The following is a 24,179-nucleotide window of genomic DNA, read 5'->3' on the forward strand; positions in this document are numbered from 1 at the left end:
CTGACCCACCCGCCTCGCAGGCTGCCAATGGCCTGCGACGGGTTCGCTTTGCCCCAAGAAACGTACCGAGATAATAACAATGACAATCAGAAAACTGCTGGGAACCCTGTATATCCAGGTGCTCATCGCTATCGCGCTGGGCGTGTTGATCGGCCATCAATGGCCGCAGATCGGCATCGACCTCAAGCCCCTCGGCGATGGTTTTATCAAGCTGATCAAGATGATCATCGGCCCGATCATCTTCTGCACGGTGGTCTCCGGCATCACCAGCATGCACGACGTAAAACAGGTGGGCCGGGTCGGTGGCAAGGCGCTGCTGTACTTCGAGGTGGTCTCGACCATCGCCCTGTTGATCGGCATTCTTGCCGCGCACCTGCTGCATCCGGGCGTGGGCTTCAATATCGATGTGAAGACCCTCGACAGTTCGGCCATCGCCGGTTTTGTCGGCCAGGCCGAACATGGCGAAGGCATCACCGGGTTCCTGTTGCATGTGATCCCCGCGACATTCTTCGATGCGTTTTCCAAGGGTGAAATCCTGCCGGTGCTGTTCGTCTCCGTGCTGTTTGGCGTGGGCCTGGTAATGGTCGGTGAAAAGGGCCGGCCGCTGGTGGGCGTGATCAATCAGGCCAGCGAAGTGTTCTTCCGCATCGTCGGCATCATCAGCCGGGTCGCGCCGATCGGTGCCTTTGGTGCGATCGCGTTCACCATCGGTAAGTACGGTGTCGGTTCGTTGCTGCCCCTGCTGAAACTGGTGGGCACCTTCTATGTCACGGCGTTTTTCTTTATTGCCGTGGTGCTGGGCAGCATCGCCCGCTACGCCGGGTTCAGCATTTTCAAATTGATGGGCTACATCAAGTCAGAGCTGTTGATCGTGCTCGGTACCAGCTCGTCGGAGTCGGCGTTGCCTCAACTGATCCAGAAACTTGAAAGCCTGGGCGCCTCCAAGGGCGTGGTGGGCATCGTGGTGCCGACCGGCTACACCTTCAACCTCGACGGCACCAACATCTATATGACCCTGGCGGTGCTGTTCCTGGCCCAGGCCACTAACATCCACTTGCCACTGGAGCAGCAGTTGACCCTGTTGGCGGTGGCCATGCTGACCTCCAAGGGCGCGGGTGCGGTGGTCGGTGCGGGCTTCGTGGCGCTGGCCGCCAGCCTGGCGGTGGTGCCGACGGTGCCGGTGGCGGCGATGGTGTTGATCCTCGGCGTCGATCGCTTCATGGCCGAATGCCGCTCGTTGACCAATATTATCGGCAATGCCGTGGCCGCCCTGGTAGTGGCCGCCTGGGAAGGTGAGCTGGACCGCGAAAAAATGGCCCCTATCGCGCTCAAGCGCGGCCGCCATGCTCGGGCTGCCGAGGCTGCGGCCCAGGCCAAGATGGCCGCCGAGTAAGCGACAACACCCGGGCGTGCCGGAAGGCGCGTCCAAGCGGTGCTATTCTGGCGGCTCATGCCGCCACGCCTGTTTCTGATGACTAACAAGAAAGATACCGTGCCCCTACCCGAAGACCTGCGGGTGTTCCTGACCGTGATCCGCAAGGCCGGCTTCGCAGCGGCAGCCGATGAACTCGGGCTGTCGCCCGCGTATGTCAGCAAGCGTATCCAGATCCTCGAAACCACCCTGGCCACCCGCCTGCTGCACCGCACCAGCCGGCGCATCGCCCTGACCGAAGACGGCGAGCGGGTGCAGCGCTGGGCCGTGCGCATCCTGGAGGACTTCCAGCAACTCTCCGATGAACTCTCCGACGCCCACGACAGCCCCCGTGGGCGCCTGCATTTGTGCAGCAGCTTCGGCTTTGGCCGCAACCATGTGGCCCCGGCCCTGTCGCAGATGGCAGAACAATACCCGGACCTGGAAATCCGCCTGGACCTGTTCGACCGCGTGGTGGACATCGTCAGCGAAGGCTTCGACCTGGAGATCCGCGTGGGCGACGACATTCCCGGCCAACACATCGGCCGCCGGCTGGTGAGCAACCGCCGGGTACTGTGCGCCGCCCCGGCTTATCTGCAGCGCCACGGCACACCGCAACATTTGAGCGACCTGGAACAGCACGATTGCCTGGTGCTCAAAGAGCGCGATAACGCGTTTGGCATCTGGAACCTGGAACGCGACGGCGCCCAGGAAAGCGTGCGCGTGCGTGGGCCGCTGTCGTCGAACAATGGCGAGATTGTGTTGCAGTGGGCCTTGGATGGGCGCGGGGTGTTGCTGCGCTCGATGTGGGATGTGAAGCCGTTGCTGGAACAAGGCAAGCTGGTGCAGGTACTGCACGGATATACCCAGAGCGCGAATGTGTGGGCGGTGTACCCGACACGGCTGGCGTATTCCGGGAAGCTGCGCGCCTGCGTAGAGTTCTTGCAGGAGCACTTCAAAGGGCTCTCGATCTAGCCCATAGCGTTGCAAACCCAATCAAAAAAGTGAAAGCGGGCTTGCTCGCAAAAGCGGTGGGTCAGTCAGACATGTATTGGCTGACACACTGCACTCGCGAGCAAGCCCGCGCCTGCTTTTAGAGCTGGGTGTGTCAGTTGAGCCAGGGGTTGGCTTGCAGGTGGCGGCGTTCAAAGGCCTTGATCTCGTCACTGCGCTGCAAGGTACTGCCGATGGCGTCCAGGCCAAGCAGCAGCGCAGACTTACGCAACGTATCAATCTGGAACGCAATCACCTCGCCGTCCGCCAGGCGAATCTGCTGGGCTTCAAGGTCGACACTGATCTGCGCCTGGTCCGCCTGGCTGACGGTCTTGCCCAACGTCTGCAGCACCGCCTCGTCCAGGGTAATCAACAACACCCCGTTACGCTGGCAGTTGTCATAGAAAATCCCGGCAAAGCTGCTGCCGATCAAGGCGCGGATGCCCATCTGTTTCAGCCCCCACACCGCGTGTTCACGGCTGGAGCCGCAGCCGAAGTTCGGCCCTACCACCATAAAACTCGCGCCCTGCCAGGCCGGTTGGTTCAGCACAAACTCAGGGTTGGGCTCGCCGGAGGGCAAGAAGCGCAGGTCGAAGAACAGCCCACGGTCCAGGCCGCTGCGGTCGATGCCCTTGAGGAACTGCTTGGGCATGATTACGTCGGTGTCGATATTGGCCGCCAGCATCGGCGCGGCCTTGCCGGTGACCAGGGTGAACGGTTGCAGGCTCATGGGCGCGCTCCAACGTGGCGGATATCAGTGAGGCGGCCAGTAATGGCGGCGGCGGCGACCATCGCCGGGCTCATCAAGTGGGTACGTGCGCCCGCGCCCTGGCGACCTTCGAAGTTGCGGTTGGTGCTGGAGGCGCAGCGGTCGCCGGGAGCCAGCACGTCATCATTCATCGCCAGGCACATCGAGCAACCGGACTGACGCCATTCAAAGCCGGCGTCGATAAAAATCGCGGCCAGCCCTTCGGCTTCAGCCTGGTCCCGCACTTCGGTGGAGCCCGGCACGATCATCGCCCGTACGTGCTCGGCCACGTGCTTGCCGCGCACTACACTGGCGGCGTCGCGCAGGTCCTCGATGCGCGCATTGGTGCAGGAGCCGATGAATGCGTGGCTGATGACGATATCGCTCAGCCGCATGCCGGCTTCCAGGCCCATGTAATTGAGGGCGCGGCGCATGTCCTGACGCAGAATCAGGTCGCTGACGTCCTGCGGGTCGGGCACGCGGGCGCCGATGGGCGCGGCCTGGTCGGGGCTGGTGCCCCAGGTGACCATGGGCTCCAGGGTGGTGGCGTCGAGTTGCACCTCTTGGTCGAACACCGCGCCGACATCCGAGTGCAGCAAGCGCCAGCCCGCCAGCGCCTGGTCCCACAGCTCGCCTTGCGGCGCACGCGGCTTGCCCTTGAGGTAGGCGAAGACTTTTTCGTCCGGCGCCATGAACGCGCCCCGCGCACCGGCTTCCACTGCCATGTTGCAGATGGTCATGCGCGCCTCGACGCTCAACGCATCAATGGTCGAGCCGCGAAATTCAATGGCATAGCCGGTGGCACCCGAGGCGCCGATCTTGCCGATCAGCGCCATGATCACGTCCTTGGACGTCAGGCCCGGCGCCAGGTCGCCGTCGACGCTCACGCACATCGTTTTCAGGCGCTTGTAGACCAGGGTCTGGGAAGCCAGCAGGTGTTCGATTTCCGAAGTACCGATGCCAAAACCGAAGGCACCCAGGGCCCCGTAGGTGGTGGTGTGGCTGTCACCGGCGGCAATCACCATGCCCGGCAGGATAAACCCCTGTTCCGGGGCGATCACGTGCTCAATGCCTTGACGCTTGTCGAGGATGTCCAGCAGTTCGATGCCGAAGTCCCGGCAGTTCTCGGCCAGGTAGGACACTTGCCGCGCCCCGCCGGCATCGGGCATCGCCGCGATGCGTTTGGGCGTGGTGGGGTTCACATGGTCGACCACGGCCAACGCCGTGCCGGGGCGCCATACGTTACGCCCGGCGTCGCGCAGGCCGCTGAAGGCCTGGGGGCTGGTGTATTCGTTGATCACCTGGCGGTCTATATAAAGCAGGACATGGCCCTGGTCATCCAGGGGGCACACCGTGTGGGAATCGATGTGTTTGTCGTAAAGGGTTCTGGCAGTCATTTTTCTTAGGGCTCGCTTTGGATAGGGCTCACTCAACGGCATAAGCCCATCCTACGCAGCGGCCCCACCCCATCAAGGGCGCCAGGGTGATGGCTTGGAACATGTTTCGTGTTCGATCGAGGCGTTAAAACGCCCTGAATGTGAACCTGAAACATTTTCTTTCATATCTAGGTTAGGGATTTCTCATTCTCATCCGTCTTAACTTAGATACAGCCTGTCGCGTCAGCAAAAGCTACGACTGGCCTTTTCCGGGCCTTCACTGCCCCTCTCCGATCAAGACCCTCATTCACATGTCGAAGAAGTCACGCTCCAAACTCTGGTTTCTCGTCCATAGCTGGCTGGCCTTGCCCATCTGGTTCTTCGTACTGATCGTCTGCGTCACCGGCACCCTGGCGGTGGTCAGCCAGGAGATCGTCTGGCTGGCCAACCCGGATATCCGCGCGAGCAAGCCGACGGATGATGCCGAACCGCTGAGCTATGACCAGGTGATCGCCGCGATCAAGCGCGATGAACCGCAGGTGTTCGTCCAGTCGATCAGTCGCCCCGACGAATCCCATTTCGCCCTCAGCGTCAATCTCAGCTACCCCGACGGGCGTTCGGTAGAGGTCTACGTCAACCCCTATACCGGTGCGATCCAGGGCATCAGCCCGTCCTTCAACTTCCAGCAGTTCACCCGCGCCCTGCACGGCTGGTGGCTGGTGCCATTCACCAATGGCTACAGCTGGGGCTGGTACCTGGTGTCGGCACTCGGCATCCCGCTGCTGGCGTCGCTGGTCACCGGGCTGGTGGTGTACAAGCGTTTCTGGAAGGGTTTCCTGCGCCCGACCCTGCGTATCCGCCACGGCGCGCGGATTTTCTGGGGCGACTTCCACCGTCTGAGCGGGATCTGGTCGATCTGGTTTATTGCGGTGATTTCCGTCACCGGCATCTGGTTCCTGATCCGGGCGATCCTGGGAGACAACCAGATCTCGATTTCCACCGAACCGGTCATCCCGGTGATTGCCCGTGAGAAGGTGCCGATGTCGGCACCCGGCGTGCCGGCCCCCATGATTCCCGTGGACGAGGCGCTCAAGATCGCCACCCAGCGCATCCCTGGCCTGGAGGCCAGTTTCATCAGCCTGCCGCTCAACGCCTACAGCCACCTGCAGATCAGCGGGCGCGGCTGGTACCCATTGATGTTCCAGACCGCACAGATCAACCCCTATGACGGCGAAGTCGCGGCGGCGCACTTGCTGTCCGACCGCTCGAAGCTGGAGTTCGTCACCGAATCCATGCGCCCCCTGCACACCGGCGACTTTGGTGGGATCTGGATCAAGCTGATCTGGGCATTCTTTGGCCTGATCATGAGCATGATGGTGTTGAGCGGCCTGCTGATCTGGACCAAGCGCACCGCCCTGGCCACCCTCAATGCCCTCAAACGTGAAGCCAAGATTCAAAAACAGCCGGCGTCCATCCCGGCCCTGCAGGCTGAAACTTCGGAGGCCAACTCATGAGCAAGGTCGCTGCTGTACCGCCTTCGCCACTGCGGGCCTTCTGGCTGAAGTGGCGCTTCCACATCAATGTGCTGCTGTTGCTGATCCCTCTGGGCTTCATGCCCAAGTACTTCGCCGACGCCGCGCTGTTTCGCGGCGACACCGGCATCGGCGAGCGCGTGGCCGGTGAAGTGCAGGTAGGCCCCTGGAGCCTGACCCTCGCGGAGTTTCGCAATGAAGGCCCGCGCCCCGACCCGGCCGGCCCGATGAAGTTTTTCAACGCCGCCCTGTGTGACACCTGCGCCAACCAGGTCAAGGCCACCTACCTGCGCATCGGCAAGCCACGCAGCCTGCGCGCCGCCGGTGTGATCTTCTTCGGCACCCCCTACCGCATGGGCGCCGGCCTGCCGATCCCGGAACGCACGCCAGCCGATGCCGAACTGTGGGTCACCATGGAAGGCTGGGACGGCAGCATGCACCAGGGCTCCATCCCGCTGAGCCAGGCCTCGCCTGCCACTATTGCCTGGCTGAACAAGCAAGGAGTTAAACCATGACTTTGATGCGCCTGACCCGCGCCTGCGGCGTTCTGTTGCTGTGCGCCGGCTTCAGTACTGTTGCCCTGGCCCACAACCCGATGTGCGAGTGCAAGGAAATCCCCGGCGAGCAGATCCAGTGCAAAGGCGGTTTCTCCGACGGCAGCGGCGCGCCCGGCGTGACCCTGGACGTGATCGGTTACGACGAAACCATCCTGGTGCCCGGCAAGCTGGGTGAGGACTCGACCCTGACCTTCAAGAAACCGTCGGCCGAGTTCTATGTGCTGTTTGATGCGGGCCCAGGCCACGTGGTGGAAATCGACCAAGCGGATATCCAGCCGCAATGAGTACCACACAGGTTGTACGACCCGCCGGTGCCGGCCACGAAACCCTCTATGTGCTGTTGTTGTGCCTGATCATCCTGGCGGTGGCGGGTTCGGTGATCGCGCTGCACGGTGAAACCCAGGAAGTGGCGGCAGTACCCAGCCACCAATTGGATGCCCGTCGCGACCTGAGCGCCGCCGAGCAAGGCATCTACGCCGACCTGCGGGTGACCCTGGATGAAATCCAGCTGTTGCAGCAGGAGCAAAGTGCACTGCCCAGCCCTGCGCAACTGGCCGAAGAAGGCTTCGCACCCTTTGCCCAGGACGCCAGTTCGGTCAGCCGGGGTGATCATCGTTGGCAATTGCTGGAACCTTCGGCCTACCTGGGGTTGAGCCAGGCGCCCGGCACCAGCGGCTCGCTGTTGATGCGCGTGCACGGGGCCGAGCCGGATATCTGGCTCAATCGCCAAGCCAACCTCGCCGCTCCCTCCAACCTCACTGACCAGGCGCTGATCGCAGCCGGCTGGCAGCAAGTGGTTGCGCAATTCGATGCCGGCGTCACCCGCCAGCACCGTCACTGAACGAGAAGACCGATTGCCCATGTCCATTTCATCTCCCCTGTTGCGCCTGTTGCTGGTTGGCCTGTTCAGCCTGGTACTCGCCCCGCTCGCCAACGCCGAGGCGAACAAACGCCTGCGAATCGGCATCACCCTGCATCCTTATTACAGCTATGTGGCCAATATCGTCGGCGACAAGGCCGAGGTGGTACCGCTGATTCCGGCCGGTTTCAACCCGCATGCCTACGAGCCGCGCGCCGAAGACATCAAACGTATCGGGACCCTGGACGTGATTGTGCTCAACGGCGTCGGCCACGATGATTTCGCCGACCGCATGATTGCCACCAGCGAACGTCCGGACATCCCGGTGATCGAGGCCAACGCTAACGTGCCGCTGCTGGCCGCCACCGGTAACGCCGCGCGCGGTGCCGGCAAGGTGGTCAACCCGCATACCTTCCTGTCGATCAGTGCGTCGATTGCCCAGGTCAATAACATCGCCCGCGAACTGGGCAAGCTCGACCCGGACAACGCCAAGACCTACACCCAGAATGCCCGTGCCTACGGCAAGCGTCTGCGCCAGATGCGCGCCGATGCCCTGGCCAAGCTGACCAGCGCCCCCAACCCGGACCTGCGCGTGGCGACTGTGCACGCAGCCTATGACTACCTGCTGCGCGAATTCGGCCTGGAAGTCACCGCCGTGGTCGAACCCGCCCACGGCATCGAACCCAGCCCGAGCCAGCTGAAAAAAACCATCGATGAACTGCGCGCCCTGGACGTAAAGGTGATCTTCTCGGAGATGGATTTCCCGTCCACCTACGTCGACACCATCCAGCGCGAGTCGGGCGTCAAGCTGTACCCGCTGTCACATATTTCCTACGGCGAATACAGCGCCGAGAAGTACGAAGTGGAGATGACCGGCAACCTCAATACCGTGGTGCGGGCGATTCAGGAGTCGGGGGCATGACGGCGGCGGAACAGTTGAGTGCGGTCAGCGTCGGCCCGACGCTTGAATTCGACAAGGTATCGCTGACCCTGGGTCGCACCGTGATCCTTGATGACGTGCGTTTCCAGGTACAGCCGGGCAGTATCCATGCACTGGTCGGCCCCAACGGTGGCGGCAAAAGTTCGCTGATCAAGACGCTGCTCGGGCAAACGCCTCACCAGGGCCGCTTGAGCCTGCACTGGCCGGCCGCGCCCGGCACCATCGGTTATGTGCCCCAGGCCCTGGAATTCGACCGTGGTTTGCCGATGACCGTGGATGATTTCATGGCGGCTATGTGCCAACGGCGCCCTGCATTTCTTGGCTTGTCCAAGCATTACGCCGGCGCGATTGGGGACGCGCTGGAGCGCGTTGGCATGCAGGACAAACGCAAGCGGCGCATGGGCGCGCTGTCCGGCGGTGAACGCCAGCGCGTGTTGCTGGCCCAGGGCCTGATCCCGGCGCCGCAATTGCTGGTACTGGATGAACCCATGTCGGCCCTCGACGAAGCCGGTATCCAGGTCTTCGAGCGCCTGCTCAATGACTGGCGCCTGGCCGGGATCACGGTGCTGTGGATCGAGCATGACCTGGAGGCCGTAGGCCGTCTGGCTGATCGCGTCACCGGCCTGAACCGCCGCGTGCTGTTCGACGCCACACCCAAGGAGGCCCTGACCCCGGATCGCCTGCTCACCCTGTTCTCCACCCACCCTCGGAGCCCGGCGCAATGAGTTATGAAGCCTTTCGCTTGATGGTCCAGGGCTGGGCCTCTTCCGGTTACCTGCCGGAGGCGCTGGCCTACGGTTTTGTGGTCAACGCCCTGCTCGCCGGTCTGCTGATCGGCCCGGTGCTGGGCGGCCTGGGCACGCTGGTGGTAGTCAAGCGCTTCGCGTTTTTCTCCGAAGCGGTTGGCCACGCCGCGCTGACGGGCGTGGCCGTAGGCATCCTGCTGGGTGAGCCCTACACCGGTCCGTATGGCGCGTTGTTCGGCTACTGCCTGCTGTTCGGCATCCTGCTCAACTACCTGCGCAATCGCACCGGCCTGGCGCCGGATACGTTGATCGGCGTGTTCCTGTCGGTGTCCCTGGCGCTGGGTGCGAGCCTGTTGCTGATCCTGGCGGGCAAGATCAACGTGCACATCCTCGAGAACGTGCTGTTTGGCTCGGTGTTGACGGTCAACGGCAACGACCTGCTGGTACTGGCGGTTGTCGGTTCGCTGGTGATGGCCCTGGCGCTGCCGCTGTACAACCGCATCATGTTGGCCAGCTTCAATCCGCAACTGGCGGCGGTGCGCGGCGTCGCCGTGAAAACCCTGGACTACCTGTTCGTGATCCTGGTGACGCTGATCACCGTCGCGGCGGTCAAGGTCATCGGCGCGATCCTGGTGGGTGCATTGCTGGTGATTCCGGCAGCCGCGGCGCGTTTGTTGAGCCAGTCGCTCAAGGGTTTCTTCTGGGTTTCGGTCGCCATTGCCACCGTCAGCACCCTGTGCGGGATCCTGCTGCCGATCATCTTCGACCTGCCCGTGCCGTCCGGCGCCGCCATCATCCTGGTCGCCGGTATCGCCTTCGCCTTGGCCGCCATCGCGCGCGGCACTGTGCCCGGCCTCAAAGGGAATCTTGGATAATGCGCTCCGTTCTTCATCCTCTGGCCCTGGCCATCGCTTGTTTGTTCACCACGCCACTGATGGCGGCTGAAACGGCCAAATCGGCCGCCCACGCGGCAAAGCCGGTCAAAGTGCTTGCTTCGCTTGCGATCACCTACGGCCTGGCTGAGGTGCTATTAAAAGGCACCGACGTACAGCTTGAGCGCGCCGCCCCGGCCAACCTGCCCGGTTCGCGGCAAGTGTCCTACTTCACCGGCCGTGGCGCCCCGGCCCTGAACACATTGGCACTGGACGCCGACGCCGCCATCGGCCTGCGCTCGTTGTGGGCTGATGACCCGCTCTACCCGGTGGCGCGGCGCAGCAACATCCGCATCGTCGAAGTCGACGCTGCACGCCCGGTGGACGGCGGTTTGCCGGGCATTGCGGTGCAGCCGGGTGTCACCGACGGCTTGAACAGCCAGCCCTGGCAGTCGAGCAACAACATGGGGCGCATGGCCGATGTGCTGGCCGCCGACCTGAGCCGCCTGGCCCCTACTGCCAAGCCGAAGATCGATGCCAACCTCGCCGCCCTCAAGCAGCGCCTGCTCAAGCTCACCGCCGACAGCGAAGCGCGACTGGCCAAGGCGGACAACCTGAGCGTGGTCAGCCTGAGTGACCACTTCGCGTACCTGGTCAGCAGTTTGAACCTGGAAGTGCTCAGTACCGATGCGCGGCCCGACGCTGACTGGACACCTGAGGCGTTGCAGAAGCTGAGTGCCGAGTTGAAGGACAACGAGGTGGCGGTGGTGCTGCATCATCGTCAGCCGAGTGAGGCGGTCAAGGCGGCGGTTAGCGCCGGGGGCTCGAAACTGCTGGTATTGAATGTGGACGGTGCGGAGCCGGTGACAGAGTTGGAGACCAATGTGGGTCAGTTGATCGACGCGCTCACACCCTGACAACCCACCGATCGGTCATGCCTATGGCTCGATTCAACTGTGGGTTTGTGGTGTGTCATTCAGTCCGGTGGCTACACAACATCCACGCCAACGTGGATGGCATCATGCCGCCAGAACTCCAGGTCGCAGTCGATCAAACGCTGGTGCTGGTCATAATTGACCCGGGCGATACGCAAGCCCGGGCTGCCCACCGACACACGCAATGCAGCGGCGGCTTCCACCGGCAGTGATGTCGGCACGATTTCAAAGCGCACTCGACCGTAGTGCAGGTCGTACTTTCGCGCGTACAGCTCAGTCATCGACTGATTCAAATCACACGCCAGGATCCCCGGAAAATACTGCGGGTTCAGGTAGTGCTCTACATACAGCACCAAGCGCCCGTCAATCCGCCGGCCCCGGCAGATCTGGATCACGCTGGACAGCGCCGGTAACTGCAACCACGCACACACCGCCGCCGAGGCCGGTTGGAGCCGCGCGGAAATCACTTCCGTGGACGCCACCCGCCCCTGGTCGCTGACCATCGCGTGAAAGTGGCTACGTTGCATCAGGTTGTAGGCCAGCCGTGGCGGCGAGACAAACCAGCCGCGCCGCTCCTCGCGATAGATCTGGCCCTGGGCCTCCAGTTGTAACAAGGCTTCCCGCACCGTAATCCGGGTGGTACCAAACAACTCGCTGAGCTTGCGTTCGGCGGGCAATTTGCTGGCAGGTGGCAACAGGCCGTGGTCGATCTGCTCTTGCAGCGCCAGGCCGATGGATGTCACCGCTTTGATTGCCTCATCACGCATCAACGTTACCTATCTGGACTAGACCAGCACCGACAAGGTGCACAAACCGCTCCGTAAATGGGCTTGCACGGTTGCGTGCCAGCCTAGGCATTACAGATGACCGACAGATGACAGTCCGTGTGCATCCCTCGCAGCACACCCTGCAATACATCGGCCAAGTCCAGTCACTACGGGCACTTGAGCATGGTCTACGCTAAGTCTGCGCTGAGCGACATCGAGGCTTTAAAAACGACATCGACATGAAACTGTCATCCATCGCGTCTAGATTGGCTCAGGTATTGCTCTGACCTAGACCAACAACACCGCAGAAAAAACCGCCGCGTTGAAAACGCCCAAAGGAGCTTCGGATGAAACAGCTTTTCCTGGCATCACTGTTAGGCTCGACCATTGCCATGTGCACCGCCGCCATGGCCGCTGATACCGATCTAAAAACCCTGGAAGCTGCCGCTAAGGCAGAAGGCGCTGTAAACAGTGTCGGCATGCCCGATGACTGGGCCAACTGGAAGGGCACCTGGGAAGACCTGGCCAAGACCTACGGCCTCAAGCACATCGACACCGACATGAGCTCGGCCCAGGAGATTGCCAAGTTCAAGGCCGAGAAAGACAACGCCAGCGCCGATATCGGCGACGTGGGCGCGGCGTTCGGACCGATTGCGGTGAAGCAGGAAGTCACCCAGCCATACAAACCGTCCACCTGGGCCCAGGTGCCGGATTGGGCTAAGGACAAAGACGGTCACTGGGCCCTGGCCTATACCGGCACCATCGCGTTTATCGTCAACAAAAAGCTGCTGCACGGTTCCGAGGTTCCTACCAGTTGGGCTGACCTGCAGACCGGCAAATACAAGGTCTCCGTTGGTGACGTGAGCACCGCGGCCCAGGCCTCCAACGCCGTACTCGCTGCCGCCATCGCCAACAAGGGCGACGAGAAGAACATCGCCCCAGGCCTGCAATTCTTCACCAAGATTGCCCAGCAAGGTCGTCTCGGCCTGTCCAACCCGACCATTGCCACCATGGAAAAAGGCGAAGTCGAAGTGGGTATCGTCTGGGACTTCAACGGCCTGAGCTACAAGGCCAAGATGGCCAACCCGGATGACTACGTGGTGCTGATCCCATCGGATGGCTCGGTGAAATCCGGCTACACCACCATCATCAACAAATACGCCAAACACCCGAACGCCGCCAAGCTGACCCGCGAATACATCTTCAGCGACGCCGGCCAGCTCAACCTGGCGAAAGGCAATGCGCGTCCGATCCGCGCTGAAACCGACCTGAAACTGCCGGCCGACATCGCCAAGAACCTGATCCCGGGCGAGCAGTACACCAAGGCCAACCCGCAGCCGATCAAGGATGCCGAAGCCTGGGAAGCGACGTCCAAGAAGCTGCCGCAGTTGTGGAACGAGCAGGTCATCGTAGAGATGAAGTAAGTCCGCCACTCGCAGTGGAGCTCCACTGGAGATCCACTGTGGGAGCGGGCTTGTGTGGGAGCGGGCTTGCTCGCGAATGCGTCGGTTCAGTCAACTGATTCTTCGCCTGACACAGCGCTTTCGCGAGCAAGCCCGCTCCCACACTTTTGACCCCGCTCATCCGATGAAATTGAGTCAAGTCTACTGTTGCGGAGCGCCTCCCCCCATGAAGCACAATGTCATCCTTGTCGTGCTCGACGGCCTGAACTTTGAGGTGGCCCGACACGCCATGGGGCACTTGCAGGCCTATGTCGGCGCAGGACGCGCAGCCCTCTACAAACTGGAATGTGAACTGCCCGCCCTGTCCCGCCCGCTGTATGAATGCGTACTCACCGGCGTGCCTCCGATCCAGAGCGGCATCGTCCACAACAACGTCTCGCGCCTGTCCAACCAGCGCAGCATTTTCCATTACGCCACCGACGCCGGCCTGACCACGGCAGCGGCGGCTTACCACTGGGTCAGCGAGTTGTACAACCGCACGCCCTTCCTTGCCGCCCGCGACCGTCATACCGACGACAAGGCACTGGCGATCCAGCACGGGCATTTCTACTGGAATGACCACTACCCGGATTCCCACCTGTTTGCCGACGCCGAAAGCCTGCGCCTCAAGCACGCGCCGAACTTCCTGGTGGTGCACCCGATGAACATCGACGACGCCGGCCACAAGCACGGCCTCGATACGCCGCAATACCGCAACAGCGCACGGGCGGCCGACATCATCCTGGCTGACTACCTGCAAGCCTGGCTCGATGCGGGCTACCAGGTGCTGGTGACCGCCGACCATGGCATGAACAACGATCGTTCCCACAACGGCCTGCTGCCAGAAGAGCGTGAAGTGCCGCTGTTTGTCCTTGGCGATGCCTTCAGCCTGGACCCCAACGCGACGCCAAAACAGACCGAGCTGTGCGGCACCGTCTGCGAGTTGCTGGGCGTGCCCCACGACAAACCTGCATGCCGGGAGCTGCTGAAATGATCCGTGGTAAATGGCTGGCACTGCTGTGCCTGGTGCCCTTCGCGCTGTTCTTTATCGTGTTCGAAATCGCCCCGCTGGTGTGGGTGCTGATCAACAGCCTGCAAACCGAAGAGGCTGGCTGGGGCCTGGAAAACTTCACGCGGATCTTAAGCTCGAAGTTCTACCTGCAAGCCATCCAGTTCAGCCTGGAGATCAGCTTCTACTCCAGCATCTTCGGGATCATCATTGCCACGCTGGGCAGCTACTCGTTGCGCCGGGTGGATTCGCCGCTGCGCAATTTCGTCACCGCCTTCGCCAACATGACCAGCAACTTCGCCGGCGTGCCACTGGCGTTCGCATTCATCATCCTGCTGGGCTTCAACGGCAGCATCACCATCATGCTCAAGCAGGCGGGGATCATTCAGGACTTCAACCTGTATTCCAAAACCGGGTTGATCATCCTCTATACCTACTTCCAGATTCCGCTGGGCGTGCTGCTGCTGTACCCGGCTTTCGATGCGCTGCGCGAAGACTGGCGTGAGTCGGCGTCCCTGCTGGGCGCGAATGGCTGGCAGTTCTGGCGGCATATCGGCCTGCCGGTGCTCACCCCTGCCCTACTGGGCACTTTCGTGATTCTGCTGGCCAATGCCCTCGGCGCCTATGCCACGGTCTACGCCTTGACCACCGGCAACTTCAACGTGCTGCCGATCCGCATTGCGGGGCTGGTGTCCGGCGATGTGTCCCTCGACCCGTACCTGGCCAGCGCCCTGGCCGTGGTGCTGGTGGCGCTGATGACCGTAGTCACCGTGGTCCATCAACTGCTGCTCAAGAGGAGCTACCATGTCTCGCGCTGAAGCCGGCCCGGCCTCCCTCTACCATCGGGTAGTGGTGTGGTTGTTATTTGCGATCCTGGTGTTGCCGCTGGCGGGCACCTTTGTCTACTCCATTGCCAGCAGTTGGTCGGCAACCATTCTGCCTGCCGGTTTTACCGTGAAATGGTACGTGCAGCTGTGGAGCGACCCACGCTTCTTGATGGCCTTCGGGCAATCATTGCTGGTGTGTGTGGGCGCGCTGATCCTGTCGGTGGTGTTGATTCTGCCGCTGCTGTTCGTGGTGCATTACCACTTCCCCAAGCTCGATGCGCTGATGAACATCCTCATCCTGCTGCCCTTCGCGGTGCCGCCCGTGGTGTCGTCGGTGGGCTTGCTGCAACTGTATGGCTCCGGGCCGATGGCGATGGTGGGCACGCCGTGGATTTTGATCGGCTGCTACTTCACCGTCGCACTGCCGTTCATGTACCGGGCGATCACCAACAACCTGCAAGCCATTAACCTGCGCGACCTGATGGACGCGTCACAACTGCTCGGCGCCAGCACCTGGCAAGCGGCGATCCTGGTGGTGCTGCCGAACCTGCGCAAAGGCTTGATGGTGGCGTTGCTGCTGTCGTTCTCGTTCCTGTTCGGTGAGTTCGTGTTCGCCAATATCCTGGTGGGCACCCGCTACGAAACATTACAGGTGTACCTGAACAACATGCGCAACAGCAGCGGTCACTTCACCAGTGCCGTCGTGATTTCCTATTTCTTCTTTGTGCTGGTGCTGACCTGGGCCGCCAACATCTTGAACAAGGACAAAAGCCAATGAGCTTCGTCAGCGTCCAACACCTGCAAAAAAGCTACGCCGGCACCCCGGTGTTCAGTGACATCAACTGCGAAGTCGCCAAGGGCGAGTTCGTCACCCTGCTCGGCCCGTCCGGGTGCGGCAAGTCCACGCTGCTGCGCTGCATCGCCGGCCTGACGTCAGTGGACAGTGGGAAAATTCTGCTGGATGGCCAGGACATCGTCCCGCTGAGCCCGCAGAAACGCCATATCGGCATGGTGTTCCAGAGCTACGCGCTGTTTCCCAACATGACCGTGGAACAGAACGTCGCCTTCGGCCTGCGCATGCAAAAAGTCAACGCCGATGACAGTCACAAACGCGTGCAGGAAGTGCTGCAATTGGTCGAACTCAAGGACCTCGCCGGCCGCTACCCGCACCAGATGTCCGGTGGCCAATGCCAGCGCGTGGCCCTGGCCCGCTCGCTGGTCACCCGTCCGCGCCTGTTGCTGCTGGATGAGCCGCTGTCGGCGCTGGATGCGCGGATTCGCAAGCACCTGCGTGAACAGATCCGCCAGATCCAACGCGAACTGGGGCTGACCACCATCTTCGTGACCCACGACCAGGAAGAAGCGCTGACCATGTCCGACCGGATCTTCCTGATGAACCAAGGCAAGATCGTGCAAAGCGGCGATGCCGAAACGCTCTACACCGCGCCGGTGGATGTATTCGCCGCCGGGTTCATCGGTAACTACAACCTGCTCGACGCCGACAAGGCCACCCAACTGTTGCAACGCCCGATCAGCAGCCGTATCGCCATTCGCCCGGAGGCCATTGAGCTGAGCCGCACCGGCGAACTGGATGCGCTGGTGCGCAGCCACAGCCTGCTGGGCAACGTGATTCGCTACCGCATCGAAGCACGCGGTGTAGAACTGGTGGTAGATGTGCTCAACCGTTCGGCCGATGACCTGCATCCGGACGGGCAACGCCTGGCACTTTCCATCGACCCCAGTGCCCTGTGTGAAGTAGCCTGATGCAACGTTTCATTTGAGAGAGCATGACGGATGGCATTGGTAATTTTTGATCTGGACGACACCCTCATCCATGGCGACTGCGCCACCCTCTGGAGTGAGCAGATGGGCCGGCTGGGCTGGGTCGACCCTGAGTCGTTCATGCGCAAGAACAACGAGCTGATGGACGCCTACAGCCAAGGCAAGCTGCGGATGGAAGAGTTCATGGACTTCAGCCTGGAGCCGATGATCGGCCGCACGCCGGAAGAAATCGAGCACTTGGTGGAGCCCTGGGTCGAAGACGTGATCGAGCCGCTGATCTACAGCGACGCCACCAAAACCATCGCCCGCCACCGTGCCAATGGCGACCGGATCCTGGTGATCTCCGCCTCGGGCACGCACCTAGTCACGCCGATTGCGGCGCGGATCGGCATTGATGAAGTGTTGGGGATCAACCTTGACGTCAGCCATGGTGTGTACAGCGGGCGTACGGTCGATGTGCTGACGTATCGCGAGGGCAAGATCACGCGGCTGCTTGAGTGGCTTGAGCAGGCAGGCGAATCGCTGGAAGGCGCGTACTTTTATTCGGACTCGCGCAATGATTTGCCGTTGTTGCTCAAGGTGGACTACCCGCAAGTGGTGAACCCGGACCCGGTATTGCGCGAGCATGCCGAAACGGCCGGCTGGCCGATCCACCACTGGACCTGACACAGCCCCTTCAGAAATTGAAATGCGATCAACATGTGGGAGCGGGCTTGCTCGCGAAGGCGATGTGTCAGATGAAATATTCTTCACTGATACATCGCCTTCGCGGGCAAGCCCGCTCCCACATTGACTGCATTTCAATCCAGGTCAGACCAGGGTTTCGTCAATCACCAACACCAATTTCCCGGAAATCTGGTTAGTCGCCAACTCGGCGAACGCCGCTTCGGCATCCTTGATCGGGAAAGTCTTGGCCAGCTGCGGGCTCAACCGCCCTTCAACAAACAACGGCCACACATGCTGGCTCAAGTCACTGAACAGATCAGCCTTGAACTGATCACTGCGGCTGCGCAGGGTCGAACCCAATAGCTGAATCCGCTTGCCCAGCACCTGGGCCAGATCCAGCTGCGCGTCGCGACCGCCCATCAAGCCGATCAATACCCAGCGCCCATCGAGGGCCAGCAACTTGAGGTCGAGCGCCGCGTAGCTGCCACCCACCGGGTCGAGGATCACATCGAACGGCCCGAAATCCCGCAGCCCTTCGATCCCGTCGGTGCGCACCACGCCGCCTTGGGCACCCAGTTCCTCACAATAGGCCAGGCGGTCCGCCGAGCCAACGCTGACCCAGCACGGGCTGCCAAACGCCTTGCACAGCTGGATTGCGGCAGAGCCAACGCCACTGGCGCCGGCATGCAGCAGCACCTTCTCGCCGGGCTTGAGGCCCGCCAACTGGAACAAATTGAGCCACGCCGTGCTGTACACCTCAGGCAGCGCCGCCGCTTCGATCAGCGACAAGCCTTCCGGCGCAGGCAGTACGTGGCGCGCATCCACCACCACTTCTTCGGCCATGCCGCCACCGGCGAGCAGTGCGCACACGCGGTCGCCCACTTGCCAGGATGAGCCCGCCCCCACTTCGCTGATCACCCCGGAACACTCCAGGCCCAACACGTGGCTGGCACCCGGTGGCGGCGGATAGAGCCCCGCGCGCTGTAACAAATCGGCGCGATTGAGGCCCGCTGCCGCCACGCGAATGCGAACTTGCCCTACATCGCAGGTAGGACTGGGTTCGTCCAACCACTCCACATGACCGTCAACGCCTTGCAATGCTTTCACAGTGCCTCCATAGTGAGTCTGGACTGAGCCCGTAGCTGTATCGCCGGGCTTTTTGCATTATGCGACCGGACCATATGGAACCGGCTCCCTCAAAGACGGCCTAATATGCGTTATCAATTGCCCCCGCGTCGAATCAGCATGAAGCATTTGTTCCCCAGCACCGCCCTCGCTCTTTTCATTGGTCTCGGCTTCGCGTCGATGTCGACCAATACGTTCGCAGCCAACAGCTGGGACAACCTTCAGCCGGATCGCGATGAGGTGATTGCCAGCCTTAACGTCGTCGAGTTGCTCAAGCGTCATCACTACAGCAAGCCGCCGCTGGACGACGCGCGCTCGGTGATCATCTATGACAGCTACCTCAAGCTGCTGGATCCGTCGCGCAGCTACTTCCTGGCCAGCGATATTGCCGAGTTCGACAAGTGGAAGACGCAGTTTGACGACTTCCTCAAGAGCGGCGACCTGCAACCCGCCTTTACCATCTACAAGCGCTACCTGGACCGCGTCAAAGCGCGTCTGGACTTCGCCTTGGGCCAGTTGGACAAAGGCGTCGACAAGCTCGACTTCACCCAGAAGGAAACCCTTCTGGTGGACCGCAAGGACGCGCCTTGGCTGACCAGCACCGCCGCCCTCGACGACCTGTGGCGCAAACGCGTCAAGGACGAAGTGCTGCGCCTGAAGATCGCCGGCAAAGAGCCGAAGGCCATCCAGGAGCTGTTGACCAAGCGCTACAAGAATCAGCTCGCACGTCTGGACCAGACCCGTGCCGAAGATATCTTCCAGGCCTACATCAACACCTTCGCGATGTCCTACGACCCGCACACCAATTATCTGTCGCCAGATAACGCAGAAAATTTCGATATCAACATGAGTCTGTCGCTGGAAGGCATCGGTGCCGTCCTGCAAAGCGACAACGACCAGGTCAAGATCGTGCGCCTGGTGCCGGCAGGTCCGGCGGACAAGACCAAGCAGGTCGCTCCGGCCGACAAGATCATCGGTGTTGCCCAGGGCGACAAAGAGATGGTCGACGTGGTCGGCTGGCGCCTGGACGAAGTGGTCAAGCTGATCCGTGGGCCGAAAGGCAGCGTGGTGCGCCTGGAAGTGATTCCGCACACCAATGCGCCAAACGACCAGACCAGCAAGATCGTGTCCATCACCCGTGAAGCGGTGAAGCTCGAAGACCAGGCCGTGCAGAAGAAAGTCCTCAACCTCAAGCAGGATGGCAAGGACTACAAGCTGGGCGTGATTGAAATCCCGGCGTTCTACCTGGACTTCAAGGCCTTCCGCGCTGGCGATCCGGACTACAAGTCCACCACCCGCGACGTTAAGAAAATCCTGACAGAACTGCAGAAGGAAAAAGTCGACGGCGTGGTCATCGACCTGCGCAACAACGGCGGCGGTTCACTGCAGGAAGCCACCGAACTGACCAGCCTGTTCATCGACAAGGGCCCGACTGTGTTGGTGCGCAACGCTGACGGCCGTGTCGACGTGCTGGAAGACGAGAACCCAGGCGCCTTCTACAAAGGCCCTATGGCGTTGCTGGTCAACCGCCTGTCGGCCTCGGCTTCGGAGATTTTCGCCGGCGCCATGCAGGACTATCACCGCGCGATGATCATCGGCGGCCAGACCTTCGGCAAAGGCACCGTGCAGACCATCCAGCCGCTTAACCATGGCGAGCTGAAACTGACACTGGCCAAGTTCTACCGGGTTTCCGGGCAGAGCACCCAGCACCAGGGCGTACTGCCGGACATCGATTTCCCGTCGATCATCGACACCAAGGAAATCGGCGAGAGCGCTCTGCCGGAAGCCATGCCATGGGACACCATCCGCCCTGCGATCAAGCCGGCCTCTGACCCGTTCAAGCCATTCCTGGCGCAGTTGAAGGCCGACCACGACACCCGCTCCGCCAAGGATGCCGAGTTCGTGTTCATCCGCGACAAGCTGGCCCTGGCCAAGAAGCTGATGGAAGAAAAAACCGTCAGCCTCAATGAAGTGGATCGCCGCGCGCAGCACGCCGACATCGAAAACAAGCAACTTGCACTGGAAAACATCCGCCGCAAGGCCAAGGGTGAAGATCCACTCAAGGAGCTGAAGAAAGAAGACGAAGACGCGCTGCCGACCGAAGCCGAAAAAACCAAGCCGGAAGACGACGCCTACCTGGCCGAGACGGGCCGGATCCTGCTGGATTACCTGAAGATCACCAAACAGGTAGCCAAGCAGTAAATGATGGCGATTTAATGTGATGGCTCCCTGGAGTGTCATCATATAGACATCATTCTGTCGTGAAATGAAGGACCGCAGGCTGCCAGCCTGCGGTCCTTTTTTTCGATCGAGATCGCCATGACCATGACCGAACAGCTGAATGCATTGGGCTCTATCCTGGCTCAAGGCAGTTTGCACAGCCTGTTCCAACCGATCATCAGCCTCTCTGACCGACGCATTCTCGGCTATGAAGCCCTCAGTCGTGGGCCGTCCAACAGCCCGCTGCACTCCCCCGTCGCCCTGTTCTCCGTGGCCAGCCAGGCCGGACGGCTCAGTGAACTGGAGATCGCCTGCCGCGAAAGCGCGTGCCGCCGCTTCAGTGAACAGAAGCTGCCGGGCAAGCTGTTCCTCAACGTTTCGCCGCAATCCCTGATGGAAACCGCGCATCAGCCGGGGCGCACCCTGCAACTGCTGCATGACTTCGGCATTCCACCGAGCCAAGTGGTGATCGAACTCACCGAGCAAACCCCCACCAACGATATCGACCTGCTGCAAACGGCGCTGCACCACTACCGCAACATGGGTTTCTCGATCGCCTTGGATGACCTGGGTGCCGGCTATTCCAGCCTGCGTCTATGGTCGGAGTTGCGCCCGGATTACGTGAAGATCGACCGACACTTCATCGACGGCATCCATCAGGATGCGCTTAAGCGGGAATTTGTCGGCTCCATCCTGCAAATCGCCAGGGCGTCGCGTGCCCAAGTGATTGCCGAAGGTATCGAGCTGCCTGAAGAGTTGGCGGTACTGACCGAGATGGGGGTGGACCTGGTTCAAGGCTACCTGCTCTGCCGTCCGCAGGAGCAACCGCCGCAGGAAGCACGCCTGATGCTGCCCAAGCCTGACAGCGCCAACGTGGCGCTGAACGATGAAGGCAGCGACCTCAGCGCCTTGCTCAACGAACAACCGGCGGTGGATCAGGACACCGCCACCGCCCAGGTGCTGGAAGCGTTCCGGCGCCAAGCCAACCTCAATTCCCTGGCGGTGCTGGATGGGCGCGGGCACCCGATCGGTATCGTCCACCGGCATTCGCTGTCGGACGCGCTGCTGAAACCCTTCGCCACCGACCTGTTTGCGCGCAAACCCATCAGCCGCTTGATGAGCACCGACTTCCTGGCGGTGGAGCTGAGCCAGTCTCTGCAGCAGGTCAGCCGTTTGCTCACCAGCCGTGCACGGCAACGCATCGAAGAAGACTTTATCATCACGCTCAATGGTGATTATCTGGGCCTGGGCCGGGTGATCGATGTGCTCAAGCTGATCACCGAGTTGAAGATCCAGCAAGCGCGCTACGCCAATCCGCTGACCCTACTGCCGGGCAATGTGCCGATCCAGCAATGCCTGACGCGCCTGTTGCAGCAACAGCGCGAATCGGTGATCTGCTATGTGGATATCGACAGCTTCAAGCCGTTCAACGATATCTACGGCTATGGGCGTGGGGATGAGGTCTTGTTGTGCCTGGCGCAGTGCTTGAACGACCGCGTCGACCCCAGCCGCGACTTTGTCGGGCATATCGGCGGCGATGACTTTTTGCTGGTGCTGGGCCCGCAGGATTGGCGTAAACGCCTCAATCAGCTGCTGGATGACTTCCACACCCAATGCCGACGTTTCTACCGCGCCGAACACCTGGAGGCCGGTTGTTTCGTGGCGCTCAACCGCCAGGGCGTACGCCAGGAGTTTGCGCTGCTGTCACTGTCCATCGGCGTGGTGCATTTGTATCCACAGGCCTGTGGACAACTCGATGCCAGCCAGTTGGCGGAGCTGGCATCGCAAGCCAAGCACCATGCCAAGGATATGGCCGGCTATAGCATCCATGTGATCGACAGCATGGACGCACTACCCCAGGCGCTTTAAGCCTCGGCGGATTCCGGGTACTCGTATTCGAACACCCGCACCACTTCGGAGGCGTGCCAGGACGCGGCGGCCACGCCATCGGACGGCCCACTGAAACGCCCCAGGCGCTCCACACATTCAAAAAAACCGGTACGCGGCAGGCGACTGGCGCCCTGGCTGATCACCAGCGAGCTGCGCAACGGCTGTTCGGCCTTGGCGTCCAGCGCCGCCAGGTGCTCCAGGGCGGCGGCCAGGGTTTGCATGGCGGGCGTGGGAAATTGCAGGCGCTCCAGCAGCGCGCGGTAGGTCAGCAGATGGCGCTGGCGGCGAGCCTGGTCCAGTTCGTTGAGTAATCCATCCCAGTGTTGACGGCTGATACGTAGGCTCAAGATTCATCCCTCCAACCTGCAACGCCCAATTCCCAGGCCAGGCTGCGGCGGATCGCGGCATCCGGCTGGCGTTCACCACTTTCAATCAATCCAAGATATGAGGGGCTGATCCCCACAGTGCGTGCCAGGGTTTCGATCGCCAGGCCCTTGGCCTCACGCAAGCCGCGCAGGTCTGCAAGCGGGCGCAGGTCCTGGTCAGGGGCGGCTTGGGCAGTCGATGAGAGAGGAGGTAACGTCGGTTGTTGCTGACCGGCAGCTTTTAGCAGCGCCTGGTACTGATCCCATGGCAACACCGCGTATTCGGGTTCGCCATTGCGTGAAATTATCTGAATATCCATGACCGCCCCGTAGGATAACAACACTTACTGAGTAAGCTCTTTCCTTAGGAGTGTAATCCTAACAGCCACAAAGGTCGCAGGGGGATATACCGTGTCATCCGTTTTTTTGCGGGTTTTCCTTGGCCAGCAGCGCGGGCGTCGCAGGCAGTCGCTCAACCACGGCGAGCTTTTCCGGGCGCTGGGCGTCACGCCAGGCACGAAAGGCGCTCAGTTCGCCTTCCAGGGTCTTCATGACCCATGCCAGCACGGCAATGTCGTCGAGCATGCCGAACATGGGGATAAAGTCCGGAATGGCATCAATCGGGCTGAGGAAGTACATCAACCCCGCCACCACCGAGATCAGCGCCTTGGGGCTGATCGCCCGGTACTCGCCGCGCCAGTAGGCCAGGCACAGCGCCTGGAGCAACTTGAAGTCATCCTTGAGTTTGCCCAGGCGATTGCCCTGGCTGGAGCCCTTGGCCGCCACCGCGAACAGTAACGTCGGCAAACGTCCACGCCCTAGGAGACGCGCGGCCATGGGCAGGAAACGGGTGAAATTGAAGGGTGGTTTCATCTGTCACTCCAGTTCCAGGCGACATAAAAGGTTATCCACACAAATTGTGGATAACCTTGTGAACAGAGCCTATTTTCCGCGCTGAAAGCCACGTATTACAAGGCTTTCAGTCAGATCGGGCATTTTTTGCGCACTGAAAAAAAACCCAAGATTTCATTGACTTGGCGTTGATGTGCGGCTACCCGTACTCGAGTCTTATATCAGACTGTTACCTGCCACAGACGTTCGTTTGGATCTGCGCAGC

At 61.4% G+C, this 24,179-nt stretch carries 25 protein-coding genes; 18 read left to right on the top strand and 7 right to left on the bottom strand.

Annotated elements, in window-relative coordinates:
- Window positions 1-79: 79 nt before the first annotated feature.
- Both AB4O08_RS03230 and AB4O08_RS03235 read left to right on the top strand, forming a co-directional pair.
- The gene (locus AB4O08_RS03230; protein WP_010211593.1) at window positions 80-1,393 is read left to right on the top strand and encodes a dicarboxylate/amino acid:cation symporter; all 1,314 of its coding nucleotides are present in this window, start codon (window positions 80-82) and stop codon (window positions 1,391-1,393) included.
- Between the two features lie 78 nt (window positions 1,394-1,471).
- A complete protein-coding gene (locus AB4O08_RS03235) occupies window positions 1,472-2,386 on the top strand; it encodes a LysR substrate-binding domain-containing protein (protein WP_198729970.1) in 915 nt (304 codons plus the stop codon).
- A 133-nt stretch (window positions 2,387-2,519) separates the two neighbouring features.
- Here AB4O08_RS03235 and leuD read toward each other — a convergent pair whose 3' ends face one another.
- Window positions 2,520-3,134, bottom strand: coding sequence for a 3-isopropylmalate dehydratase small subunit (gene leuD / locus AB4O08_RS03240; RefSeq protein ID WP_047543441.1), 615 nt, complete (start codon window positions 3,132-3,134; stop codon window positions 2,520-2,522).
- The gene (leuC, locus tag AB4O08_RS03245) at window positions 3,131-4,549 is read right to left on the bottom strand and encodes a 3-isopropylmalate dehydratase large subunit (RefSeq protein WP_460114702.1); all 1,419 of its coding nucleotides are present in this window, start codon (window positions 4,547-4,549) and stop codon (window positions 3,131-3,133) included. Before leuC ends, leuD begins: the two co-directional genes overlap by 4 nt.
- 290 nt (window positions 4,550-4,839) lie before the next feature.
- On the opposite strand from leuC, the gene AB4O08_RS03250 reads away from it, so the two are divergent.
- The 8 genes from AB4O08_RS03250 to AB4O08_RS03285 are packed head-to-tail and all read left to right on the top strand — an operon-like array spanning window position 4,840 to window position 10,951.
- Complete coding sequence (locus AB4O08_RS03250; RefSeq protein WP_241912383.1) at window positions 4,840-6,042, top strand: PepSY-associated TM helix domain-containing protein; 1,203 nt, start codon at window positions 4,840-4,842, stop codon at window positions 6,040-6,042.
- On the top strand, window positions 6,039-6,575 hold the full coding sequence (locus tag AB4O08_RS03255; protein ID WP_010211598.1) for a hypothetical protein: 537 nt from the start codon (window positions 6,039-6,041) through the stop codon (window positions 6,573-6,575). The genes AB4O08_RS03250 and AB4O08_RS03255 overlap by 4 nt, the downstream gene beginning before the upstream one ends.
- The gene (locus AB4O08_RS03260; protein ID WP_045792346.1) at window positions 6,572-6,901 is read left to right on the top strand and encodes a hypothetical protein; all 330 of its coding nucleotides are present in this window, start codon (window positions 6,572-6,574) and stop codon (window positions 6,899-6,901) included. The genes AB4O08_RS03255 and AB4O08_RS03260 overlap by 4 nt, the downstream gene beginning before the upstream one ends.
- Window positions 6,898-7,458 carry a DUF6162 family protein gene (locus tag AB4O08_RS03265; protein WP_460114703.1) on the top strand — a complete coding sequence of 187 codons (561 nt, stop codon included), beginning with the start codon at window positions 6,898-6,900 and terminating at the stop codon, window positions 7,456-7,458. Before AB4O08_RS03260 ends, AB4O08_RS03265 begins: the two co-directional genes overlap by 4 nt.
- 19 nt (window positions 7,459-7,477) lie before the next feature.
- Window positions 7,478-8,398, top strand: a complete 921-nt coding sequence (locus AB4O08_RS03270) for a metal ABC transporter substrate-binding protein (RefSeq protein WP_042571651.1) — start codon at window positions 7,478-7,480, stop codon at window positions 8,396-8,398.
- On the top strand, window positions 8,395-9,141 hold the full coding sequence (locus AB4O08_RS03275; protein ID WP_010211602.1) for a metal ABC transporter ATP-binding protein: 747 nt from the start codon (window positions 8,395-8,397) through the stop codon (window positions 9,139-9,141). Before AB4O08_RS03270 ends, AB4O08_RS03275 begins: the two co-directional genes overlap by 4 nt.
- Window positions 9,138-10,037 carry a metal ABC transporter permease gene (locus AB4O08_RS03280; RefSeq protein ID WP_460114704.1) on the top strand — a complete coding sequence of 300 codons (900 nt, stop codon included), beginning with the start codon at window positions 9,138-9,140 and terminating at the stop codon, window positions 10,035-10,037. The genes AB4O08_RS03275 and AB4O08_RS03280 overlap by 4 nt, the downstream gene beginning before the upstream one ends.
- The gene (locus AB4O08_RS03285; RefSeq protein WP_183701523.1) at window positions 10,037-10,951 is read left to right on the top strand and encodes a metal ABC transporter substrate-binding protein; all 915 of its coding nucleotides are present in this window, start codon (window positions 10,037-10,039) and stop codon (window positions 10,949-10,951) included. Before AB4O08_RS03280 ends, AB4O08_RS03285 begins: the two co-directional genes overlap by 1 nt.
- 71 nt (window positions 10,952-11,022) lie before the next feature.
- Here AB4O08_RS03285 and AB4O08_RS03290 read toward each other — a convergent pair whose 3' ends face one another.
- Entirely contained in the window at window positions 11,023-11,736 is a 714-nt protein-coding gene (locus AB4O08_RS03290) for a UTRA domain-containing protein (protein ID WP_010211607.1), read from the bottom strand.
- A 347-nt stretch (window positions 11,737-12,083) separates the two neighbouring features.
- On the opposite strand from AB4O08_RS03290, the gene AB4O08_RS03295 reads away from it, so the two are divergent.
- The 6 genes from AB4O08_RS03295 (at window position 12,084) to AB4O08_RS03320 (ending at window position 17,462) form a co-directional block, all read left to right on the top strand.
- Window positions 12,084-13,160 carry an ABC transporter substrate-binding protein gene (locus tag AB4O08_RS03295; RefSeq protein ID WP_010211608.1) on the top strand — a complete coding sequence of 359 codons (1,077 nt, stop codon included), beginning with the start codon at window positions 12,084-12,086 and terminating at the stop codon, window positions 13,158-13,160.
- 205 nt (window positions 13,161-13,365) lie between these two features.
- A complete protein-coding gene (locus AB4O08_RS03300) occupies window positions 13,366-14,172 on the top strand; it encodes an alkaline phosphatase family protein (RefSeq protein ID WP_010211609.1) in 807 nt (268 codons plus the stop codon).
- Complete coding sequence (locus AB4O08_RS03305) at window positions 14,169-15,005, top strand: ABC transporter permease (protein WP_044286925.1); 837 nt, start codon at window positions 14,169-14,171, stop codon at window positions 15,003-15,005. Before AB4O08_RS03300 ends, AB4O08_RS03305 begins: the two co-directional genes overlap by 4 nt.
- Window positions 14,992-15,792, top strand: a complete 801-nt coding sequence (locus AB4O08_RS03310; RefSeq protein ID WP_044286923.1) for an ABC transporter permease — start codon at window positions 14,992-14,994, stop codon at window positions 15,790-15,792. Before AB4O08_RS03305 ends, AB4O08_RS03310 begins: the two co-directional genes overlap by 14 nt.
- Window positions 15,789-16,778 carry an ABC transporter ATP-binding protein gene (locus tag AB4O08_RS03315; RefSeq protein ID WP_021492106.1) on the top strand — a complete coding sequence of 330 codons (990 nt, stop codon included), beginning with the start codon at window positions 15,789-15,791 and terminating at the stop codon, window positions 16,776-16,778. Before AB4O08_RS03310 ends, AB4O08_RS03315 begins: the two co-directional genes overlap by 4 nt.
- Window positions 16,779-16,808: 30 nt before the next feature.
- Window positions 16,809-17,462 carry an HAD family hydrolase gene (locus AB4O08_RS03320; protein WP_010211613.1) on the top strand — a complete coding sequence of 218 codons (654 nt, stop codon included), beginning with the start codon at window positions 16,809-16,811 and terminating at the stop codon, window positions 17,460-17,462.
- A 144-nt stretch (window positions 17,463-17,606) separates the two neighbouring features.
- On the opposite strand, the gene AB4O08_RS03325 is transcribed toward AB4O08_RS03320, so the two are convergent.
- Window positions 17,607-18,569, bottom strand: coding sequence for a zinc-binding dehydrogenase (locus AB4O08_RS03325; protein WP_010211614.1), 963 nt, complete (start codon window positions 18,567-18,569; stop codon window positions 17,607-17,609).
- Between the two features lie 138 nt (window positions 18,570-18,707).
- On the opposite strand from AB4O08_RS03325, the gene AB4O08_RS03330 reads away from it, so the two are divergent.
- Complete coding sequence (locus tag AB4O08_RS03330) at window positions 18,708-20,789, top strand: carboxy terminal-processing peptidase (protein WP_175439673.1); 2,082 nt, start codon at window positions 18,708-18,710, stop codon at window positions 20,787-20,789.
- Window positions 20,790-20,906: 117 nt separating this feature from the next.
- Window positions 20,907-22,676, top strand: a complete 1,770-nt coding sequence (locus AB4O08_RS03335; RefSeq protein WP_042571656.1) for a bifunctional diguanylate cyclase/phosphodiesterase — start codon at window positions 20,907-20,909, stop codon at window positions 22,674-22,676.
- Here AB4O08_RS03335 and AB4O08_RS03340 read toward each other — a convergent pair.
- The 3 genes from AB4O08_RS03340 to AB4O08_RS03350 form a co-directional block, all read right to left on the bottom strand.
- Window positions 22,673-23,044, bottom strand: a complete 372-nt coding sequence (locus AB4O08_RS03340; protein ID WP_005786715.1) for a hypothetical protein — start codon at window positions 23,042-23,044, stop codon at window positions 22,673-22,675. The two genes, AB4O08_RS03335 and AB4O08_RS03340, sit on opposite strands and share 4 nt — an antisense overlap.
- On the bottom strand, window positions 23,041-23,382 hold the full coding sequence (locus AB4O08_RS03345) for a helix-turn-helix domain-containing protein (protein ID WP_010211618.1): 342 nt from the start codon (window positions 23,380-23,382) through the stop codon (window positions 23,041-23,043). The genes AB4O08_RS03340 and AB4O08_RS03345 overlap by 4 nt, the downstream gene beginning before the upstream one ends.
- 94 nt (window positions 23,383-23,476) lie before the next feature.
- Window positions 23,477-23,935: a YkvA family protein gene (locus AB4O08_RS03350; RefSeq protein ID WP_010211619.1), complete on the bottom strand. Its 459-nt coding sequence runs from the start codon at window positions 23,933-23,935 to the stop codon at window positions 23,477-23,479.
- Window positions 23,936-24,179: the final 244 nt, after the last annotated feature.

It is taken from the genome of Pseudomonas sp. H3_E07, from assembly GCF_054668895.1.

Bases quoted from the DNA above. Each gene is read 5' to 3' on its own strand.
- AB4O08_RS03330 (WP_175439673.1), top strand. From the start codon at position 18,708: ATGAAGCATTTGTTCCCCAGCACCGCCCTCGCTCTTTTCATTGGTCTC.
- AB4O08_RS03305 (WP_044286925.1), top strand. From the start codon at position 14,169: ATGATCCGTGGTAAATGGCTGGCACTGCTGTGCCTGGTGCCCTTCGCG.
- leuD (WP_047543441.1), bottom strand. From the start codon at position 3,134: ATGAGCCTGCAACCGTTCACCCTGGTCACCGGCAAGGCCGCGCCGATG.
- AB4O08_RS03275 (WP_010211602.1), top strand. From the start codon at position 8,395: ATGACGGCGGCGGAACAGTTGAGTGCGGTCAGCGTCGGCCCGACGCTT.
- AB4O08_RS03345 (WP_010211618.1), bottom strand. From the start codon at position 23,382: ATGGATATTCAGATAATTTCACGCAATGGCGAACCCGAATACGCGGTG.
- AB4O08_RS03260 (WP_045792346.1), top strand. From the start codon at position 6,572: ATGACTTTGATGCGCCTGACCCGCGCCTGCGGCGTTCTGTTGCTGTGC.
- AB4O08_RS03255 (WP_010211598.1), top strand. From the start codon at position 6,039: ATGAGCAAGGTCGCTGCTGTACCGCCTTCGCCACTGCGGGCCTTCTGG.
- leuC (WP_460114702.1), bottom strand. From the start codon at position 4,549: ATGACTGCCAGAACCCTTTACGACAAACACATCGATTCCCACACGGTG.
- AB4O08_RS03350 (WP_010211619.1), bottom strand. From the start codon at position 23,935: ATGAAACCACCCTTCAATTTCACCCGTTTCCTGCCCATGGCCGCGCGT.
- AB4O08_RS03285 (WP_183701523.1), top strand. From the start codon at position 10,037: ATGCGCTCCGTTCTTCATCCTCTGGCCCTGGCCATCGCTTGTTTGTTC.
- AB4O08_RS03250 (WP_241912383.1), top strand. From the start codon at position 4,840: ATGTCGAAGAAGTCACGCTCCAAACTCTGGTTTCTCGTCCATAGCTGG.
- AB4O08_RS03315 (WP_021492106.1), top strand. From the start codon at position 15,789: ATGAGCTTCGTCAGCGTCCAACACCTGCAAAAAAGCTACGCCGGCACC.
- AB4O08_RS03310 (WP_044286923.1), top strand. From the start codon at position 14,992: ATGTCTCGCGCTGAAGCCGGCCCGGCCTCCCTCTACCATCGGGTAGTG.
- AB4O08_RS03335 (WP_042571656.1), top strand. From the start codon at position 20,907: ATGACCATGACCGAACAGCTGAATGCATTGGGCTCTATCCTGGCTCAA.
- AB4O08_RS03265 (WP_460114703.1), top strand. From the start codon at position 6,898: ATGAGTACCACACAGGTTGTACGACCCGCCGGTGCCGGCCACGAAACC.
- AB4O08_RS03235 (WP_198729970.1), top strand. From the start codon at position 1,472: ATGACTAACAAGAAAGATACCGTGCCCCTACCCGAAGACCTGCGGGTG.
- AB4O08_RS03320 (WP_010211613.1), top strand. From the start codon at position 16,809: ATGGCATTGGTAATTTTTGATCTGGACGACACCCTCATCCATGGCGAC.
- AB4O08_RS03295 (WP_010211608.1), top strand. From the start codon at position 12,084: ATGAAACAGCTTTTCCTGGCATCACTGTTAGGCTCGACCATTGCCATG.
- AB4O08_RS03290 (WP_010211607.1), bottom strand. From the start codon at position 11,736: ATGCGTGATGAGGCAATCAAAGCGGTGACATCCATCGGCCTGGCGCTG.
- AB4O08_RS03300 (WP_010211609.1), top strand. From the start codon at position 13,366: ATGAAGCACAATGTCATCCTTGTCGTGCTCGACGGCCTGAACTTTGAG.
- AB4O08_RS03280 (WP_460114704.1), top strand. From the start codon at position 9,138: ATGAGTTATGAAGCCTTTCGCTTGATGGTCCAGGGCTGGGCCTCTTCC.
- AB4O08_RS03270 (WP_042571651.1), top strand. From the start codon at position 7,478: ATGTCCATTTCATCTCCCCTGTTGCGCCTGTTGCTGGTTGGCCTGTTC.
- AB4O08_RS03230 (WP_010211593.1), top strand. From the start codon at position 80: ATGACAATCAGAAAACTGCTGGGAACCCTGTATATCCAGGTGCTCATC.